Origin of the sequence: Pseudomonas sp. MWU13-3659 (genome assembly GCF_023757525.1) — a bacterium.
Taxonomy (GTDB): Bacteria; Pseudomonadota; Gammaproteobacteria; order Pseudomonadales; family Pseudomonadaceae; genus Aquipseudomonas; species Aquipseudomonas entomophila_E.
The window spans coordinates 196167-214553 of sequence record NZ_JAMSHW010000006.1 but is presented as its reverse complement, the minus strand read 5'-3'; the positions used below and the strand labels follow the sequence as shown (position 1 = coordinate 214553).

Genomic DNA, 18387 nt, shown 5'->3' with positions numbered 1-18387 from the left:
GGGAGAATACTAGGCATCCAAGGTCAGAACCGCAAGTACGCTACCGTGCCCGGTTCAGGCAGAGCGCTCCAGCAAGTCATGTAATTCGACGAACTGCTGGGTCAGCTTGTGCCGCGGCTCCAGGTGAATCAGCGGCAGGCTGGCGTGGTGGGACTCGCGCATCTTCACCGAGCTTCCGAGGTAAACAGGCAGCACCGGCAGGCCTTCGGCCAGCAGTTCGTCGAGCATCTGCTGCGGTAGGCTGGCGCGTGACTGGAACTGGTTGACCACGATGCCCTCGACCACCAGTTCTTCGTTGTGGTCGTCCTTCAGCTCGTCGATCTCTGCCAGCAGGCCGTACAGCGCCTGGCGCGAGAAGCTGTCGCAGTCAAAGGGGATCAATACGCGATCAGCGGCGATCAACGCGGAAACCGCATAGAAGTTCAAGGCTGGCGGGGTATCGATGTAGATACGATCGTAGTCCTCGTCCAACTCTTCCAGCAGTTTGCGCAGCTTGTTGATCTTGTGCTTGGCCTCGAGCTTGGGCTGCAAGTCGGCCAGCTCCGCCGTGGCGGTGACCACGTGCAGGTTGTCGAAGGGGGTTTCATAGATGTCGACCTTGTTCTTCTTGGCGAACGGCCCGCTGGACAGCGACTGCTTGAAGAAGTCGGCGATGCCCATGGGAATGTCGTCGCCGGTCAGGCCGGTCAGGTACTGGGTCGAGTTGGCCTGGGCATCCAGGTCGATCAGCAGGGTCCGGTAGCCCTCGCTGGCGCTCACCGCAGCCAGATTGCAGGCAATGCTCGACTTGCCCACGCCACCTTTCTGATTGAACACCACGCGCCGCATGACAGACCTCCGTGTATCAACGAATGCCCGAGTATGTGGCCAGCGCAATGGTTTAGCCAGCACCTTTGGGCTCCTCCAACCCCGCCAGCAACGCAACGAACGCATTGGCCATGGCCGAGGCCTGCGCAGCACGGCGCACCAACCACACCGCAGTCGTCGCCGCATCGTCGAGCAATGTGCGGTAAACCACGCCATCAATGCGCATGCGCTGGAACGAGGCCGGCAGTATCGATACCCCGAGCCCCGCCGAGACCAGCCCGATGATGGTCATTGCCTCCCCGGCCTCTTGGGCGAAATGAGGGCTGAAACCGGCCTCGCGCGCCAGGCTCAGCAACTGGGCATGCAGACCACTGCCGTAGCTGCGCGGGAAGAACACGAATGGCTCATGGGCCAGCGCCCGCATGTACAACCCCTGCTCGCTGCCCTCAGCCAACGGGTGCGAGGCATTGAGCACCGCCACAAGGGGCTCGCGGAACAGCTCGGTACGGACGATACCTTCCGGCAGCGACATCGGCCGCATCAAGCCGATCTCGATGGATTCGTCGAACACCGCGTCCACCACCTCACGGCTGCTCATCTCCTTGAGGTTGAGGTGCACGGACGGGTAACGCTGACGGAAGGCATGGATTGCCCGGGGGATGCGCGAAGTGAACGGTGCCGAAGAAGTGAACCCGATCTTCATCTCACCCAGTTCGCCCAACTGCGCACGCCGGGCCACGTCGGCGGCCTTCTCCACCTGGGCGAGCACCTGCCGCGCTTCCTCCAGGAACAGCCGCCCCGCCTCGCTGAGCTCGACCCGACGGTTGGTGCGCTCGAACAGGCGCGCCCCCAGCTCCTGCTCCAGGGCTTGGATCTGCTGGCTCAAGGGCGGTTGTGAGATCCCCAGTTGCTGGGCTGCGCGACCGAAATGCAGCTCTTCGGCCACGGCGATGAAATAGCGCAGGTGACGCAGTTCCATGATCGACTCCAATAGGTCGCAAGACATATCAAACAGGTCGAACAATATATTGGATCTAATCATTAGCCAGCTATATGCTTTTTTCACCGCAGCACCTGAGGTACCCGCCCGTGAGATCCGCCGTAGCGCCCCTGTCTGTCGAACCCGAACCTGCCTTTAGCGACATCTGGATCGAGAAAGGCACCCCCGCCTTCATGAAGACCGTGCTGGCCCTGTTCAGCGGCGGCTTCGCCACCTTCGCCCTGCTGTACTGCGTGCAGCCGATGATGCCGTTGCTGTCGCAAGAGTTCTCCATCAATGCGGCGCAGAGCAGCCTGGTGCTGTCGGTATCCACCGCGATGCTGGCCTTCGGGTTGCTGATCACCGGGACGATTTCCGACCGTATCGGGCGCAAGCCGGTGATGGTCTTCGCCCTGTTGTGCGCCGCCCTGTCCACCCTGGCCAGTGCGGTGATGCCCAGTTGGGAGCTGGTGCTGGCGACGCGCGCGCTGGTGGGTTTGTCGTTGAGCGGCCTGGCGGCGGTGGCGATGACCTACCTGAGCGAGGAAATCCACCCGCAGCACATCGGCCTGGCCATGGGGCTGTATATCGGCGGCAATGCCATCGGCGGCATGAGCGGGCGGTTGATCACGGGTGTGCTGATCGACTTCGTCAGCTGGCACACGGCGATGCTGGTGATCGGTGGCCTGGCGCTGGTGGCGGCCCTGGTGTTCTGGAAGGTGCTGCCCGAATCGCGCAACTTCCGCCCCCAGGCGATGAACCCGCGCAGTCTGCTGGACGGCTTCACCCTGCACTTCAAGGATGCCGGGCTGCCCTGTTTGTTCCTTGAGGCCTTCCTGCTGATGGGCGCCTTCGTCACCCTGTTCAACTACATCGGCTACCGTCTGCTGGCCGGGCCTTACCACATGAACCAGGCGCTCGTCGGGTTGCTTTCGGTGGTGTATCTGTCGGGGATCTACAGTTCGGCGCAGGTCGGCGCCCTGGCTGACAAGCTGGGCCGGCGCCGGGTGTTCTGGGCCAGTATCCTGGTGATGGCGGGAGGTTTATTGATGACCCTGGCCAACCCGCTGGCGATGATCATCGTCGGCATGTTGGTGTTCACCTTCGGTTTCTTTGGTGCACATTCGGTGGCCAGCAGCTGGATCGGCCGCCGGGCACTCAAGGCCAAGGGGCAGGCATCGTCGCTTTACCTGTTCTGCTATTACGCCGGGTCGAGTATCGCCGGGACAGCGGGCGGAATGTTCTGGCACATGGCCGGATGGAACGGCATCGGGCTGTTCATCGGCAGCCTGCTGGCGATGGCGTTGCTGGTGGCGCTGCACCTGAGCAAGCTGGCGCCCAAGTCCGCGTGAGATTGTTCGCCGGCAAGCCGGCTCCTACAGGGAGCGCATCCATCCTGTAGGAGCCGGCTTGCCGGCGAACAATCGGCTGGTCAGTTGATGATCTCGACGATATCCACATCCACCTCACGGCTCATCAGGTGCTTCTCCACCTCGCCGGTCAGCTTGACCCGGGTCTTCTCATTGAATGGCGTTGGCGGCAGGTCTTCGTTGTCGATCTCGACGGTGATGGTGCCGGTGTTGTCCTTGAATTCGTACTTGTCGTCGTTGTCGATCTTCTTGGTCACGAAGCCTTGCAGCACCACTGGGGTATCATCGGCAGCTTCTTTGGCGGCGGCGACAGTGGTCACGGCCTGGGCACCAGGGCCGGTGTAGCCGGCGGCCAGGGCGGCAGTGCTGAACAGTGGGGCGAGGATCAGGGGCAGGTAACGGGCTTTCATGGTGATCGGGTCCTGTTTGCGTTTCGATGGCCCCAGATTACCGACGATCGCTGAATTCAAACTTAATGCAACAAAAAAGCCCGGCACATGGCCGGGCTTCTCGTGTAACGCGCGATTACGGGTGGTACTGCGCCGACAGCTCGTGCACCGCGTTGATGAACACGCCCGCATGCTCCGGGTCGACCTCTGGGGTGATGCCGTGGCCCAGGTTGAACACATGGCCGCTGCCCTTGCCATAGCTGGCCAGGATCCGCGCCACTTCCTTGCGGATGGCCTCGGGCTTGGCGTACAGCACGGTCGGGTCCATGTTGCCCTGCAGCGCCACCTTGTCACCGACGCGACGGCGGGCATCGCCGATCTCACAGGTCCAATCCAGGCCCAGCGCGTCGGCGCCGGCCTCGGCGATGCTTTCCAACCACAAGCCACCGTTCTTGGTGAAGAGAATGACCGGCACCTTGCGCCCCTCGTGCTCGCGGATCAGGCCGCTGACGATCTTGCGCATGTAGCTCAGGGAGAACTCCTGGTAGGCCGCCGCCGACAGGTTGCCACCCCAGGTGTCGAAGATCTGCACCGCCTGGGCACCGGCCAGGATCTGGCCGTTGAGGTAGCTGGTGACCGACTGCGCCAGCTTGTCCAGCAGCAGGTGCAGGGCTTCGGGATTGTCATAGGCCATGGCCTTGGTCTTGCGGAAGTCCTTCGACGAGCCGCCCTCGACCATGTAGGTGGCCAAGGTCCACGGGCTGCCGGAGAAACCGATCAGCGGCACGCGGCCGTTGAGCTCGCGGCGGATGGTGCTGACCGCATCCATCACGTAGCCCAGGTCCTTCTGCGGGTCGGGGATCGGCAGGGCTTCGATGTCCGCCAGGGTACTGATGACCTTCTTGAAGCGCGGGCCTTCGCCGGTTTCGAAGTACAGGCCCTGGCCCATGGCGTCGGGGATGGTGAGGATGTCCGAGAAGAGGATCGCCGCGTCCAGCGGGTAGCGGTCCAGCGGCTGCAAGGTGACCTCGCAGGCGAACTGCGGGTTCATGCACAGGCTCATGAAGTCTCCGGCCTTGGCACGGCTGGCGCGGTACTCCGGGAGGTAGCGACCGGCCTGGCGCATCATCCAGACCGGGGTGACGTCTACGGGTTGCTTGAGCAGTGCACGCAGGAAACGATCGTTCTTCAGGGCAGTCATGTCGGCATCCGGAAAAAAAGTGCGGGCATTTTCTCAGACGCGGACACAAAAGGCACGGCCATGGCCATGCGTTTTGTCTATCGGGTGCCATGGATCAAACGTTTTTGTATACAAAACCGGAACCTGGGGCTGCTCCGCAGCCCTTTCGCGGCACAAGGCCGCTCCTACAGGGTTACGCGACCCTTTGTAGGAGCGGCCTTGCGCCGTGAAAAGGGCCGCAAATCGGCCCGAACGATCGATCAGACTTCGAGGTAGTCCAGAATCCCTTCAGCGGCAGTACGCCCTTCGAAGATCGCCGTCACCACCAGGTCCGAGCCCCGCACCATGTCGCCACCGGCGAACACTTTCGGGTTGCTGGTCTGGTGCTTGAACTTGCCCTTCTCCGGTGCCACCACCCGGCCCTGGCTATCGGTCCGGATATCGAACTGCTCGAACCACGGCGCCGGGCTCGGGCGGAAGCCGAAGGCGATCACCACGGCATCGGCCGGCAGGATCTCCTCGGAGCCCGGGATCGGCTCGGGGCTGCGCCGGCCACGGGCATCCGGCTCGCCGAGACGGGTCTCGACCACCTTCACGCCTTCGACTTTGTCCTCGCCAACGATGGCGATGGGCTGGCGGTTATAGAGGAACTTGACGCCCTCTTCCTTGGCGTTCTTCACCTCTTTGCGCGAACCCGGCATGTTGGCTTCGTCACGGCGATAGGCACAGGTCACCGACTTGGCGCCCTGGCGAATCGAGGTGCGGTTGCAATCCATCGCGGTGTCGCCACCGCCCAGCACCACGACCTTCTTGCCCTGCATGTCGACGAAGTCTTCCGGCGCCTTCTCGAAACCGAGGTTGCGGTTGACGTTGGCGATCAGGAAGTCCAGCGCGTCGTGCACGCCTGGCAGGTCTTCGCCCGGGAAGCCGCCCTTCATGTAGGTGTAGGTGCCCATGCCCATGAACACCGCGTCGTACTCGGCGAGCAACTGCTCCATGGTGATGTCCTTGCCCACCTCGGTGTTCAGGCGGAATTCGATGCCCATGCCAGTGAAGACCTCGCGGCGATTGCTCAACACGGTCTTTTCCAGCTTGAACTCGGGGATGCCGAAGGTCAGCAGGCCCCCGATCTCGGGGTTCTTGTCGAACACCACCGGGGTGACGCCGGCACGCACCAGCACGTCGGCGCAGCCCAGGCCCGCCGGGCCGGCGCCGATGATGGCGACGCGCTTGCCGGTGGGCTTGACCTTGGACATGTCCGGGCGCCAGCCCATGGCGAAGGCGGTGTCGGTGATGTACTTCTCCACCGAGCCGATAGTCACCGCGCCGAAGCCGTCATTGAGCGTGCAGGCCCCCTCGCACAGGCGGTCCTGCGGGCACACCCGGCCGCACACTTCCGGCAGGGTGTTGGTCTGGTGCGACAATTCCGCCGCCGCCAGGATGTTGCCTTCGGAAACCAGCTTCAACCAATTGGGGATGAAGTTGTGCACCGGGCACTTCCACTCGCAATACGGGTTGCCGCAACCCAGGCAACGGTGTGCCTGCTCGACGGACTGCTGCGGCTTGAAGGGTTCGTAGATCTCGACGAACTCTTTCTTGCGCTGGCGCAGCAGCTTTTTCTTCGGGTCCTTGCGGCCCACTTCGATGAACTGGAAGTCGTTGTTCAGACGTTCAGCCATTTTTCAAAACCTCTTAACAGCAGCTGCAAGCTACAAGCTGCAAGCCGCAAGACGATCACTTAAGCCGGGCAAACCTCGAACTGCTGGTACTTGCAACTTGAGGCTTGCCACTTGCAGCTGCTTTTACTGCGGGTTGGCACGGGTGCTGGACAGCAAGTGCTTGAGGTTGGCCGCCTTCGGCTTGACCAGCCAGAAGCGCCGCACGTAGTCGTCCAGGTTCTCGGAGAGCTCACGCCCCCACTCACTGCCGGTCTCTTCCACATACTCGCCCAGGACCCGCGCCAGATGGCTGCGGTAGGCCTCCATCGCCTCGCCACTGATACGCTGGATTTCCACCAGCTCGTGGTTGAGTTTGTCGACGAAGGTGTTGTCCATGTCGAGCACGTAGGCGAAACCGCCCGTCATGCCAGAACCGAAGTTGTAACCGGTCTTGCCCAATACACAGACAAAGCCGCCGGTCATGTATTCACAGCAGTGATCGCCGGTGCCCTCGACCACAGCGTGGGCGCCGGAGTTACGCACAGCGAAGCGCTCGCCTGCGGTGCCGGCGGCGAACAGCTTGCCGCCGGTGGCGCCGTACAGGCAGGTGTTGCCGACAATGGCGCTGTGCTGGGTTTCGAACGGGCTGCCGGCAGGCGGCACGATGGTCACCTTGCCACCGGTCATGCCCTTGCCGACGTAGTCGTTGGCATCGCCTTCCAGATGCAGGTTCAGGCCACCGGCGTTCCACACGCCGAAGCTCTGGCCCGCGGTGCCCTTGAAACGGAAGGTGATCGGCGCCGCGGCCATGCCCTGGTTGCCGTGCAGCTTGGCGATTTCGCCGGAGATGCGCGCACCGATGGACCGGTCGCAGTTGCAGATGTCGAGACTGAACTCGCCACCGGCCAGGTCACGGATGGCCGGCAGGGCCATGGCCACCATCTTCTCGGCCAGCTCGCCCTTGTCGAACGGCGGGTTCTTGTCGACTTCGCAGAACTGCGGCTTGTCAGCCGGGATGTGCGAGCTGCCCAGCAACGGCGACAAGTCGAGGTACTGCTGACGCTCGGTGTCGCCCGGCAGTACGTCGAGCAGGTCGGTGCGGCCGATCAGCTCGCCCAGGCTGCGCACGCCCAGCTTGGCCAGCCACTCACGGGTCTCTTCGGCGACGAAGGTGAAGAAGTTGATCACCATGTCGACGGTGCCGATGTAGTGGTCCTTGCGCAGCTTGTCGTTCTGGGTGGCCACGCCGGTGGCGCAGTTGTTCAGGTGGCAGATGCGCAGGTACTTGCAGCCCAGGGCAATCATCGGCGCGGTGCCAAAACCGAAGCTCTCGGCGCCAAGGATCGCGGCCTTGATCACGTCCAGGCCGGTCTTCAGGCCGCCGTCGGTCTGCACCCGTACCTTGCCGCGCAGGTCGTTGCCGCGCAGGGTCTGGTGGGTTTCGGCCAGGCCGAGTTCCCATGGCGCGCCGGCGTACTTGATCGAGGTCAGCGGCGAAGCGCCGGTACCACCGTCATAACCCGAAATGGTGATCAGGTCGGCATAGGCCTTGGCCACGCCAGCGGCGATGGTGCCCACGCCGGCTTCGGCCACCAGCTTGACCGACACCAGGGCCTGCGGGTTGACCTGCTTGAGGTCGTAGATCAGCTGGGCCAGGTCTTCGATCGAGTAGATGTCATGGTGCGGCGGCGGCGAGATCAGGGTCACGCCCGGTACCGCATAGCGCAGCTTGGCGATCAGGCCGTTGACCTTGCCGCCCGGCAGCTGGCCGCCCTCGCCGGGCTTGGCGCCCTGGGCAACCTTGATCTGCAGCACCTCGGCGTTGACCAGGTACTCCGGGGTCACGCCGAAGCGGCCAGTGGCAACCTGCTTGATCTTCGAGCTCTTGATGGTGCCGTAGCGGGCCGGGTCTTCACCGCCCTCGCCGGAGTTGGAGCGCGCGCCCAGGCGGTTCATCGCCTCGGCCAGCGCTTCGTGGGCTTCCGGCGACAGTGCACCCAGCGAGATACCCGCGGAGTCAAAGCGCTTGAGGATGGCCTCCAGCGGTTCGATCTGATCGAGTGCCAGCGGCTGGTCGGCCACTTTCACCTTCAACAGATCGCGGATCATCGACACCGGGCGCTGGTCGACCAGCGTGGTGTATTCCTTGAACTTGCTGTAGTCGCCCTGCTGCACAGCAGCCTGCAGGGTGTTGACCACGTCCGGGTTGTAGGCGTGGTATTCGCCGCCGTGGACGAACTTCAGCAGGCCACCTTGCTGGATCGGCTTGCGCGCGCTCCAGGCTTCGGCTGCCAGCAGCTTCTGGTCGCTTTCGAGGTCTTCGAAGCGGGCACCCTTGATGCGACTGGACACGCCCTTGAAGCTCAGGCCGACCACTTCCTCGGACAGGCCGATCGCCTCGAACAGCTGCGCGCCACGGTACGAGGTGATGGTGGAGATGCCCATCTTCGACAGGATCTTCAGCAGGCCCTTGGAGATGCCTTTGCGGTAGTACTTGAAGACTTCGTCCAGGTCGCCCAGCACTTCGCCGGTGCGAATCAGGTCGGCCAGTACTTCATAGGCCAGGTACGGGTAGACGGCCGAGGCACCGAAGCCCAGCAGCACGGCAAAGTGGTGAGGGTCGCGGGCAGTGGCGGTCTCGACCAGGATGTTGCTGTCGCAACGCAGGCCTTGTTCGGTCAGACGATGGTGCACCGCGCCGACAGCCAGCGAAGCATGCACCGGCAGCTTGCCCGGGGCGATGTAGCGGTCGCTCAGCACCAGCTGGGTCTTGCCGCCGCGCACGGCTTCTTCAGCCTGATCGGCGATGTTGCGGATCGCTGCTTCGAGGCCGACGCTTTCGTCGTAGTTGAGGTCGATCAGCTGGCGGTCGAAGCCTTCGCGCTCCAGGTTCATCAGCGAACGCCACTTGGCGGGCGAGATGACCGGCGAGCTGAGGATCACCCGCGAGGCGTGCTCGGGGGATTCCTGGAAGATGTTGCGCTCGGCGCCCAGGCAGATTTCCAGGGACATCACGATCGCCTCGCGCAGCGGGTCGATCGGCGGGTTGGTCACCTGGGCGAACTGCTGGCGGAAGAAGTCGTACGGCGAGCGCACACGTTGCGACAGCACAGCCATCGGCGTGTCGTCGCCCATCGAACCGACCGCTTCCTGGCCCTGCTCACCCAGCGGGCGCAGCACCTGGTCACGCTCCTCGAAGGTGACCTGGAACATCTTCATGTATTGCTTGAGCTGGTCGGCGTCGTAGCTGGCCACACCCTGGTCGTCGGTCAGCGTCGCCTGGATGCGCGTGGCGTGCTGACGCAGCCAGCGCTTGTACGGGTGGCGCGACTTCAGGCGGTTGTCGATAGCGTCGGTGTCGAGGATCTGGCCGGTCTCGGTGTCCACGGCGAGGATCTGGCCCGGGCCGACACGGCCCTTGGCCAGGACTTCCTCAGGTTGGTAACCCCATACGCCGATTTCCGAGGCAATGGTGATGTAGCCGTTGGTGGTGGTCACCCAGCGCGCCGGGCGCAGGCCGTTGCGGTCGAGCAGGCACACCGCGTGGCGGCCTTCGGTCATGACGATGCCGGCCGGGCCGTCCCACGGCTCCATGTGCATGGAGTTGTATTCGTAGAAGGCGCGCAGGTCGGCGTCCATGGTCTCGACGTTCTGCCAGGCTGGCGGTACCAGCATGCGCACGCCGCGGAACAGGTCGATGCCGCCGGTGACCATCAGCTCCAGCATGTTGTCCATGCTCGAAGAGTCGGAGCCGACACGGTTGACCAGCGGTCCGAGCTCTTCGAGGTCGGGAATCAGGTCGTTGGCGAACTTGGTGCGCCGGGCCATGGCCCAGTTGCGGTTGCCGGTGATGGTGTTGATCTCGCCGTTGTGGGCGAGGAAGCGGAAGGGCTGGGCCAGCGGCCACTTCGGCAGGGTGTTGGTGGAGAAGCGCTGGTGGAACACGCAGATGGCGGTCTGCAGGCGCTCGTCGCCCAGGTCTGGATAGAACGCCGCGAGATCGCGCGGCATCATCAGGCCTTTGTAGATGATGGTCTTGTGCGAGAAGCTGCAGATGTAGTGGTCAGCGTCGTGGGCGTTGGCCACGGACGAGCGGCGACGGGCACTGAACAGCTTGATGGCGAATTCCTGGTCGCTCAGGCCTTCACCGCCGATGAACACCTGCTCGATCTGCGGCAGGCGCTCCAGGGCCAGGCGGCCCAGCACGCGGGTGTCGATCGGCACTTTGCGCCAGCCGACCAGCTTGAGACCGGCGTTGACGATCTCACGGTCCATGTTCTGGCGGGCGGCTTCGGCTTTCACCGGGTCCTGGTTGAAGAACACCATGCCGACCGCGTACTGCCTGGGCAGCTCGGCGGCGAAGTGTTCCCGGGCCACGGCACGCAGGAATTGATCGGGCTTCTGCATGAGCAGACCGCAACCGTCGCCGGTCTTGCCGTCGGCGTTGATGCCGCCGCGGTGGGTCATGCAGGTCAGCGCCTGCATGGCGGTTTGCAGAAGGTGGTGACTCGGCTGCCCCGTCATATGGGCGATCAGGCCGAAACCACAGTTGTCCTTGAATTCTTCGGGATGGTACAGACCTGTTTTCATAGACACTTTCTCACCAGGTTCACCTCTCAACCGGAGGCAAATCTCTTTTTTAACAACCACTTACCATCCACGCCGATCAAACGCCAGCTTTTTTGCGGTGGTCATGGAAAACCATTGTTGCACAGCGACAGCGACGCCCACAAATTTTCATGTCTCACCATTGAAAATTTATGTCGCAATTTTGAATGTTTTTGCGCCATGCGCCGTGGTAACGGCTTGGCTCGAGTCTGAAGCGTTTCAGCCAGGACTGCAAGGAAGGGCTTGTGGCCGGCAGTCTGGGACAGAAAAGCCTGCCGCGCTTGGGCGCAGCAGGCTAGTCGAAAGCTAGAAGTCGCTCAGCAACTGGGCGGCGGGGTGGTGCCGCCCGGAAGGTATCAGCGGGCCGTGGCCAGCTCTTGTTGGACGCTGCCGACGGTACGTGGCCAAGGTTTACCAGCCTGGACCTTGGCTGGCAAGTTCTTGATTGCCGCAGCGGCGGCGTCGCGGCTGGCGAAGTTGCCGTAGGTGACGACGTACAGCGGCTTGCCCTGCAGGTTTTTCTTGAAGTAGCGATAGTCGCCACCCTGCTCCTTGACGAACGACTGGGCCGACGCCTCGGAGCTGGTGCCGAAGATCTGCACCACATAATTGCCCGGTTTCTGGCCGGCGTACCAGCCACTGTTACCCGCACCACCGGCTGCTGGCTTGTCCACGGGCTTGGCCGCTGGCTTGGCGCTGGCGACCTGGGTCGGGGCTGGGGCAGGCTTCGCAGGTGCAACCGGTTTTGTCGGCTGGGTTGCGACAGGCTTTGGAGCCGGCGCAACCGACTGAACCGGTGCAGTGGTGACTGGTTGCGCAGGCGCTGGCGCTGGGCTGGCAGTGGCCCCCTGCGGCGGCGCGATGGTGGTCACGGTCGGCGGCACGGCGGCCGACGGCGCGGACGGCTGCAGCGCGGTATTGCCCGCCGGGCTGCTCTCCTCACCATCGCCCATGCCTGCGGCTTGGGCCAGCGGCTCACGCATCACCGGCTGCGACTGGCCGACCAGCGGCAGCGGCATGGGCTGGGAGGAGCCGGAGAATTCGATGGCCGGCGCACCATTGCCACCCTGCCCCAACGGCAGTTGGGCCTGGGCGGTAGGCGCCTCGGCCGGGGCCTTGTCGCCTTTCTTGGGCATCAGGACCGCCGCACCGACGGCGACCACGACCACAGCGGACAACGCGAGCACGTGTTTCTTAGGCATTTTGAACCCCATGGATGGTCGCTTGGCCGTGGTACGGCTGGCGATCATGGTTTCGATCAAGGTATCGCGGGCGACCTGGTTGATGTTGCCAGGCCAACCGTCGGCGTTTTCGTGGATGTCGACGATCTGCTCGCGAGTGAACACCTCGATGCCCCGGCCAGCGCCCTCCAGGCGCTGTTCCAGGTACTCGCGGGTCTCTTCCTCGCTGTACGGGGCCAGCTCGATGATATGGAAACGCTCCTCATCGATGTTCAGCTCTTCCAGCCCGGCGATCAGCGACGGCTCGCCGAACAGGAACACGTGCGGGCGCCCTTCGGAGGTACCTGCCGCCAACTCCAGCAACGCTTGGAGTGCCGACTCGTCGAGTTGTTCCGCATCATCCACCAGCAGATAGACTTCCTGGCCGGTCAGCGCCAGTTGCACCACCTGCGTAAGAATGGCCTGCACTTCAGGCTGCGCCACGTTCAGCGACTGGGCCACCTGGCCGAGCACGCTGGCCGCATCGCTGGCACCACGGGCGGAGACCACCACGCTCTGCACCGACTGCTTGTTGGTGCTGGCCACCAGCGCCTGGCGCAGCAGGGTCTTGCCGCTGCCAACAGGGCCGGTGACCACCAGCATCAACTGGCTGTAGCGCGCCAGGTGGTGCAACTGGCCCAGCACCGGCTTGCGCTGGGCGGGAAAGAACTTGAAGCCGGGCACGCGGGGCGCGAACGGATCGTGGCTCAACTGGTAATGATCGAGGAACGCCTCATCGGCATGCAAAGTGCTCATTGCGTTGTCACAACCTCAAAGCTGGGCCACGATCGCGCGGTAATCCGCTGCCAGCGTGGCCTGAAGAATCTCTTTCGGATAGTCGTCGGTGACGACGGCCTCGCCCATCTGGCGCAACAGCACCAGGCGCAGGCGCCCATCGAGCACTTTCTTGTCGACCGCCATGTGCTCCATGAAATGCGCCGGGGTCATTTCCTGTGGTGGTACCACCGGCAATCCTGCGTCCTGCAGCAGGCGAATACCGCGATCACGCGCCGGCTGGTCGATCCAGCCCAGGCGCATGGACATTTCCAGGGCCATCACCGTGCCGGCCGCCACGGCTTCGCCGTGCAGCCATACACCGTAGCCCATGTGGGTTTCGATGGCATGGCCGAAGGTGTGACCGAGATTGAGCGTGGCGCGTACGCCCGACTCGCGCTCGTCTGCACCGACAACGGCCGCCTTGGCCGCGCAGGAGCGGCGGATCGCTTCGGTCAGGGCCACGGGCTCCAGGGCGCGCAGGGCCTGCATGTTGTCTTCGAGCCAACCGAGGAAGGGTTCGTCGCAGATCAGGCCGTACTTGATGATTTCGGCCAGCCCCGCGGACAGCTCGCGCTCGGGCAGCGTCTTCAGGCTGGTGGTGTCGATCAGCACTGCATTGGGCTGGTAGAAAGCCCCGACCATGTTCTTGCCCAGCGGGTGGTTGATGCCGGTCTTGCCGCCGACCGAAGAATCCACCTGGGACAGCAGGGTGGTCGGGACCTGGATAAAGTCCACGCCACGCTGGTAGCAGGCCGCGGCAAAGCCGGCCATGTCGCCGATCACGCCGCCACCAAGCGCCACCACGGTGGTACGGCGGTCGTGACGCGCGGTCAGCAGGGCATCGAAGATCAGTTGCAGGGTTTCCCAGTTCTTGTATTTTTCGCCGTCGGGCAGCACCACCGGCAGCACCGAGTAGGCGCCCAACGTCTTGCTCAGGCGTTCGAGATACAGGGGCGCGACGGTTTCGTTCGAGATGATGGCGACCTGCCGGCCGGCGATATGTGGCGCCAGCAGTTCTGGCTGGTCCAGCAGGCCCTCGCCAATGTAGATCGGGTAGCTACGTTCGCCCAGGTCGACCTTTAGTGTCTGCATGTATCCCCACAATGTGCTTGGACGCGGCGCCTAACGAGCGAGCCACGCGATCAGGTTGAACCCCGCCTCGGCGATGGAGGCCGAGGATAGACCCCGCTTATCGGGGCGGCAACTGCTGCAAGCGCTCCAGAATGTCGAGCACCACCATGCGCGGCGGCCGTTCGTCGGTTTCCACCACCAGGTCGGCAATCTCGCGATAGAGCGGGTCACGCGCTTCGAACAGGGCACGCAGGGTCGCTTCCGGGTTGGCGGTGCGCAACAAGGGCCGGTTGCGGTCCCGCGAGGTGCGCCCGACCTGCTGCTCCACCGAAGCATGCAAGTAGACCACCCGGCCGCCCGCCCGCAACGCGGCACGGTTGGCGTCACGCATCACCGCGCCACCGCCAGTGGCCAGGACCACGCCGTCGAGCGCACAGAGTTCGGCGATCATCGCCTGCTCCCGCTCACGAAAGCCCGGCTCGCCTTCCTTGTCGAAGATCCACGGGATGTTGGCGCCGGTTCGCAGTTCGATTTCCTTGTCGGAATCCTTGAACAGCAGGCGCAGCTCTTTGGCCAACAGGCGCCCGATGGTGCTCTTACCAGCGCCCATGGGCCCCACAAGTATCAAATTTCGCACAGAATCAACGACTCACAGCAATCGCCTGGTCACTCATGATACGCGGAGTCAGGAAGACCAGCAGCTCGGATTTTTTCTCTTGTAATGCATCGCGTCGAAACAGCCGCCCAACATACGGCAGATCGCCGAAAAATGGCACCTTGTCGACCACATTGTTCTGCGACGTCGAGTACACCCCACCAATCACAATGGTTTCGCCGTCGGTGACCCGCACCTTGGCGTTGACTTCGTTCTTGCGGATGGGGGGCACGTTGTTCAGGGCGTTGACGAAGTCCGGCTCATCCTTGGTCACCCGCACCTCCATGATCACTTTGCCATCCGGGGTGATCTGCGGTGTCACCTCCAAAGACAGGGAGGCTTCACGAAACGAGATGGAGGTGGCACCGCTCTTGGTGGTCTCCTGGTAGGGGACTTCGGTGCCCTTGAGAATACGCGCGGTTTCCTTGTCGGCGGTGACGACCCTGGGTTGCGAGATGATCTCGCCATTGCCGCTTTTTTCCATCGCGCTGAGTTCGAGGTCGAGCAGGATGTCACTGCGCAACAGCCCGACGCCAAGCGCCGATGTCGCCCTCTCGACACCCAGGTCGACGAACAGTTCGCTGCCCAGGTGGCTGTCCTGGCCATACAGCGGGCCACCCCAGCGCACGCCCAAGGCCTTTTCATAATCAATGTTGGCCTCGACGATACGCGCCTCGATCATGACCTGGCGCACTGGCACATCGAGCTGGGCCACCAGCCGGCGGATTTCACCCAACCGGTCAGCAGGCTGGGCAATCACCAGCGTATTGGTGCGTGCATCCACGCTCAGGTTGCCGCGCCCGGCCAGGATGCCGTCGTCAGCCAGGCTCGCCAGCAGTAGTTCGGCCAGGTCCGACGCCTTGGCGTGATAGACCGGTATCAGCTCCCGCCGCAACGGTTCAAGTCGAGCGTCCAGCGCCTGCTCCAGATGAGCACCGCGCGACTGTTCTGCGAGTTCGGCAATGGGCGCCACCAGCAGCACACTTCCCTCCTGCCGGCGCCCCAACCCCTTGCTGCGCAACACAAGGTCGAGCGCCTGATCCCAGGGTACCTCCTCCAGCCTGAGGGTGATCCGCCCCTGGACGGCATCGCTGGCCACCAGGTTGATACCGGCGTAGTCGGCCATTACCTGCAATACCGCACGCACTTCCACATCCTGGAAGTTCAACGACATCGGTTCGCCCTGAAACTCAGCCGCCAGCGCTGCCCGTACGCCCAACAGCACCAGCACCGCGCTCGCCAACCCCGTCAATCTCATCCCTGACCTCCCCACGCGCACTCTTCCTGAGTGCCAGATACCTGGAACGCTCCTGCCAAGCACCACCGATGTACAAACGCTCACGCACCTCGACCTGCTCGGCGCCAATACTCACCACAATCCCCTCGTCACGCCCCAAAGGCTCCCCTGCCGCTACCCGGTACAGGCGGCCAGCTGAACGCAGCAACGCCTGGCGCCCGCCAGCGCCGGACAAACTACCCACCATTTCCAGCTGCTCCAGAGGGATCCGTCTGAGCCCAGGACCAGCCGACCCGGCACTCCAGGCCTGAAACGGATCGAGGGCCACGACAGGGAAGTTCGCTCGAGCGGGCTCGTCAGCCAGGCTGTCAGGAGGCTCAAGCGGCTCTCCCGGGTGATGGACATCTACCTGTAGCCGCGCACTGACTATCCCGGCTCGCTCGTCACCCCCGACCACATTCAGGCGAGGAACAGACAAAAGACGCAGTTGGCCAAGCCATTGCACCAGCCACGCCTGTAACGCCGGGTAGCTGCCCTGCACCTGGATATCCAGGGGCAGCCTGCGGTATCCGGCCTCCTGCTGCTCCTCAAGCACCTCCAGCCGCTCGAACAGCAAGCCATGCGCGTGCCCCGAGAGCGCCAGCTGATCGAGCAACTCGCTCATGCCCTCGCCCGCCGCCAGCCGCCATCGCTCCGCACGCAAGCGTTGCGCCATTTCTTCCAGCGCCCTGCGCTCGGCATCGATGTCGAAGTCTTGGGCGGCCCTGGCTTCGTGCACCTGACGCAGCCGGTGCTCCGTCGACACAGCGAACTGGTAGTCCTGATGCACCTCACGCAAGCGGCCCAGATAACCCACGACGCCCACTATCAGTACCAGCGACAGCACGACCATGAACCTGAACAAGGGGGATCGATGCACCGCCCCCTGCCAATCGAACGCCCACCTGCCCGTCACGACCAACTCGCCGACAAGCGTGCCGTCATGACAAATTCGTCACCACCCGAGCTGTGCCTGAGGTGTACAAGCTCCAGATCCTGAAGCACATCTGCCTGCTCCAGCCTTCGCATCAGCAAAGCCACCACGGATACCGAAGCGGCCATTCCCGTCAGTTGCACTCGATCATCTTGCACATCCAGCTCGTGCAATCGCGCCCCCTCAGGCATGGCCATCTCCAGGGACGAGAAAAGCGCTGGCAGCAAGGCCTGCGCGGCCCTGAGCCTGGACAACGCCAGGTACTGCGCAAGCAAGGCGTTACGCGAAGCGCGCAGATGCTCAACCTGCGCCAGGGCGGTATCGAACCCTTCCGCTTCGTGCTGCAAGGCAGTGATCACCTCATGCTGCCGGGCCACACGTGACCGCATGACCTCATCGAGCAGCATCACCGCAACTACCGCCATCACCAGGCAGGCCATCAGCACAATCCTGAACTGTCGCACAACCGCTACCCGGCGCAGTTCACGCCAAGGCATCAAGTTCAGACGTACCTTCATGGCTGCAAGCCCCCCAGCGCCAGCCCGCAAGCCAGAACCATGGATGCCGCCAAATTTTCGGATACGGCGCTGCCGGCTAGCGCTGAGGGGCGCGCGAGGCTGCAGCGCACCGCCAGCCGATCAGCCAGTTGCCCGGCTCGTTCGACATCCGCGGCGCCCCCTGCAAGCATCACTTGCCCCACTCGCTCCCGCGCGCCATGCAACGACCAGAGACGCTCGACGCTCTCGAGCCATTGCCCCGATGCCTCCAGCGCCAGGTGCTGACGCAGGGGGACAAGATCACGTTGCCATCCATGCAGCACGATTTCGCCAGCCTCCAACTGCAATAGCGCCGAATCGGCCGGCGCTGCTCCCCCCGAAGCACGCAACAGGGCGAAACTGTCGACCTCCATGGCCGCTACCTGCATCCCCGCCTGGTTGAACATTTGCTCAAGAGGGTCAAGCTGGCTCTGCCGGCAGGCGGCCACCAGGACATCGGTATGGGCAGAGTTCCCGGCAGACACTCCCAACACCTGGAAATCCAGGGCCAGGTCATCCAGCGGGAAGGGAAACAATTGCTCGGCCTGGGCAAGCAACTGCGCCTCGGCGTCGAATCGGGTTGTGCCGGAAGGTAGCTGACAGACCTTGCAGATCACCTGTGACGCCGGCAACGCCAGCGCCACCCTCCGTTGCGGTGTCGCACAGCGTCGGTGCGCCTCGCGCAAGGCTTCAGGCAGTTGCGAATGGCCCATCGGCCTCGTAATTGGCTCGCAAGCCCAGGCCGCGACTCGCCAATGCCCGCGCTGGCGGCGCAATTGCAGCATTCGTATGGTGTCGGAGGTAATTTCAACCCCCAGCAGTGAACCGGCATCCCTGCCAAAGCGTCCAAGCATGGCTGTCCCTTCCTGGTCATGGCGAGCCGGCGCGATTGCGGCGCCAGCGGTCATCGCCAGGCCCCGACCGGTC

14 protein-coding genes are annotated in these 18387 nt (G+C 63.6%); 1 reads left to right on the top strand and 13 read right to left on the bottom strand.

Going from position 1 to position 18387, the window contains the following annotated elements; translation table 11 throughout:
- Positions 1-54: 54 nt before the first annotated feature.
- Both NGM28_RS10660 and NGM28_RS10655 read right to left on the bottom strand, forming a co-directional pair.
- The gene (locus NGM28_RS10660) at positions 55-828 is read right to left on the bottom strand and encodes a ParA family protein (protein WP_011531785.1); all 774 of its coding nucleotides are present in this window, start codon (positions 826-828) and stop codon (positions 55-57) included.
- 52 nt (positions 829-880) lie between these two features.
- The gene (locus tag NGM28_RS10655) at positions 881-1786 is read right to left on the bottom strand and encodes a LysR family transcriptional regulator (RefSeq protein ID WP_252090090.1); all 906 of its coding nucleotides are present in this window, start codon (positions 1784-1786) and stop codon (positions 881-883) included.
- A gap of 110 nt (positions 1787-1896) precedes the next feature.
- On the opposite strand from NGM28_RS10655, the gene NGM28_RS10650 reads away from it, so the two are divergent.
- Positions 1897-3138, top strand: coding sequence for an MFS transporter (locus NGM28_RS10650; protein ID WP_252090088.1), 1242 nt, complete (start codon positions 1897-1899; stop codon positions 3136-3138).
- Between the two features lie 80 nt (positions 3139-3218).
- Here NGM28_RS10650 and NGM28_RS10645 read toward each other — a convergent pair whose 3' ends face one another.
- The 11 genes from NGM28_RS10645 to pilM form a co-directional block, all read right to left on the bottom strand.
- A complete protein-coding gene (locus NGM28_RS10645) occupies positions 3219-3566 on the bottom strand; it encodes a NirD/YgiW/YdeI family stress tolerance protein (protein ID WP_213659230.1) in 348 nt (115 codons plus the stop codon).
- Between the two features lie 115 nt (positions 3567-3681).
- Positions 3682-4746: a uroporphyrinogen decarboxylase gene (gene hemE, locus NGM28_RS10640; protein ID WP_240063934.1), complete on the bottom strand. Its 1065-nt coding sequence runs from the start codon at positions 4744-4746 to the stop codon at positions 3682-3684.
- A gap of 239 nt (positions 4747-4985) precedes the next feature.
- Positions 4986-6404, bottom strand: coding sequence for a glutamate synthase small subunit GltD family protein (locus tag NGM28_RS10635; RefSeq protein ID WP_240063935.1), 1419 nt, complete (start codon positions 6402-6404; stop codon positions 4986-4988).
- A gap of 123 nt (positions 6405-6527) precedes the next feature.
- The gene (gene gltB / locus NGM28_RS10630; RefSeq protein WP_240063936.1) at positions 6528-10973 is read right to left on the bottom strand and encodes a glutamate synthase large subunit; all 4446 of its coding nucleotides are present in this window, start codon (positions 10971-10973) and stop codon (positions 6528-6530) included.
- A gap of 374 nt (positions 10974-11347) precedes the next feature.
- Positions 11348-12967, bottom strand: a complete 1620-nt coding sequence (locus tag NGM28_RS10625) for an SPOR domain-containing protein (RefSeq protein WP_252090087.1) — start codon at positions 12965-12967, stop codon at positions 11348-11350.
- A gap of 15 nt (positions 12968-12982) precedes the next feature.
- Entirely contained in the window at positions 12983-14080 is a 1098-nt protein-coding gene (gene aroB / locus NGM28_RS10620; RefSeq protein ID WP_240063938.1) for a 3-dehydroquinate synthase, read from the bottom strand.
- Between the two features lie 97 nt (positions 14081-14177).
- Complete coding sequence (aroK, locus tag NGM28_RS10615) at positions 14178-14696, bottom strand: shikimate kinase AroK (protein ID WP_011531754.1); 519 nt, start codon at positions 14694-14696, stop codon at positions 14178-14180.
- 4 nt (positions 14697-14700) lie between these two features.
- On the bottom strand, positions 14701-15972 hold the full coding sequence (locus NGM28_RS10610) for a type IV pilus secretin PilQ (RefSeq protein WP_502943846.1): 1272 nt from the start codon (positions 15970-15972) through the stop codon (positions 14701-14703).
- Entirely contained in the window at positions 15905-16837 is a 933-nt protein-coding gene (locus NGM28_RS10605; protein WP_252090085.1) for a pilus assembly protein PilP, read from the bottom strand. The genes NGM28_RS10610 and NGM28_RS10605 overlap by 68 nt, the downstream gene beginning before the upstream one ends.
- A gap of 65 nt (positions 16838-16902) precedes the next feature.
- Positions 16903-17442 carry a PilN domain-containing protein gene (locus tag NGM28_RS10600; RefSeq protein WP_252090083.1) on the bottom strand — a complete coding sequence of 180 codons (540 nt, stop codon included), beginning with the start codon at positions 17440-17442 and terminating at the stop codon, positions 16903-16905.
- Complete coding sequence (gene pilM / locus NGM28_RS10595; protein WP_252090079.1) at positions 17439-18368, bottom strand: type IV pilus biogenesis protein PilM; 930 nt, start codon at positions 18366-18368, stop codon at positions 17439-17441. Before pilM ends, NGM28_RS10600 begins: the two co-directional genes overlap by 4 nt.
- Between the last annotated feature and the right edge of the window lie 19 nt (positions 18369-18387).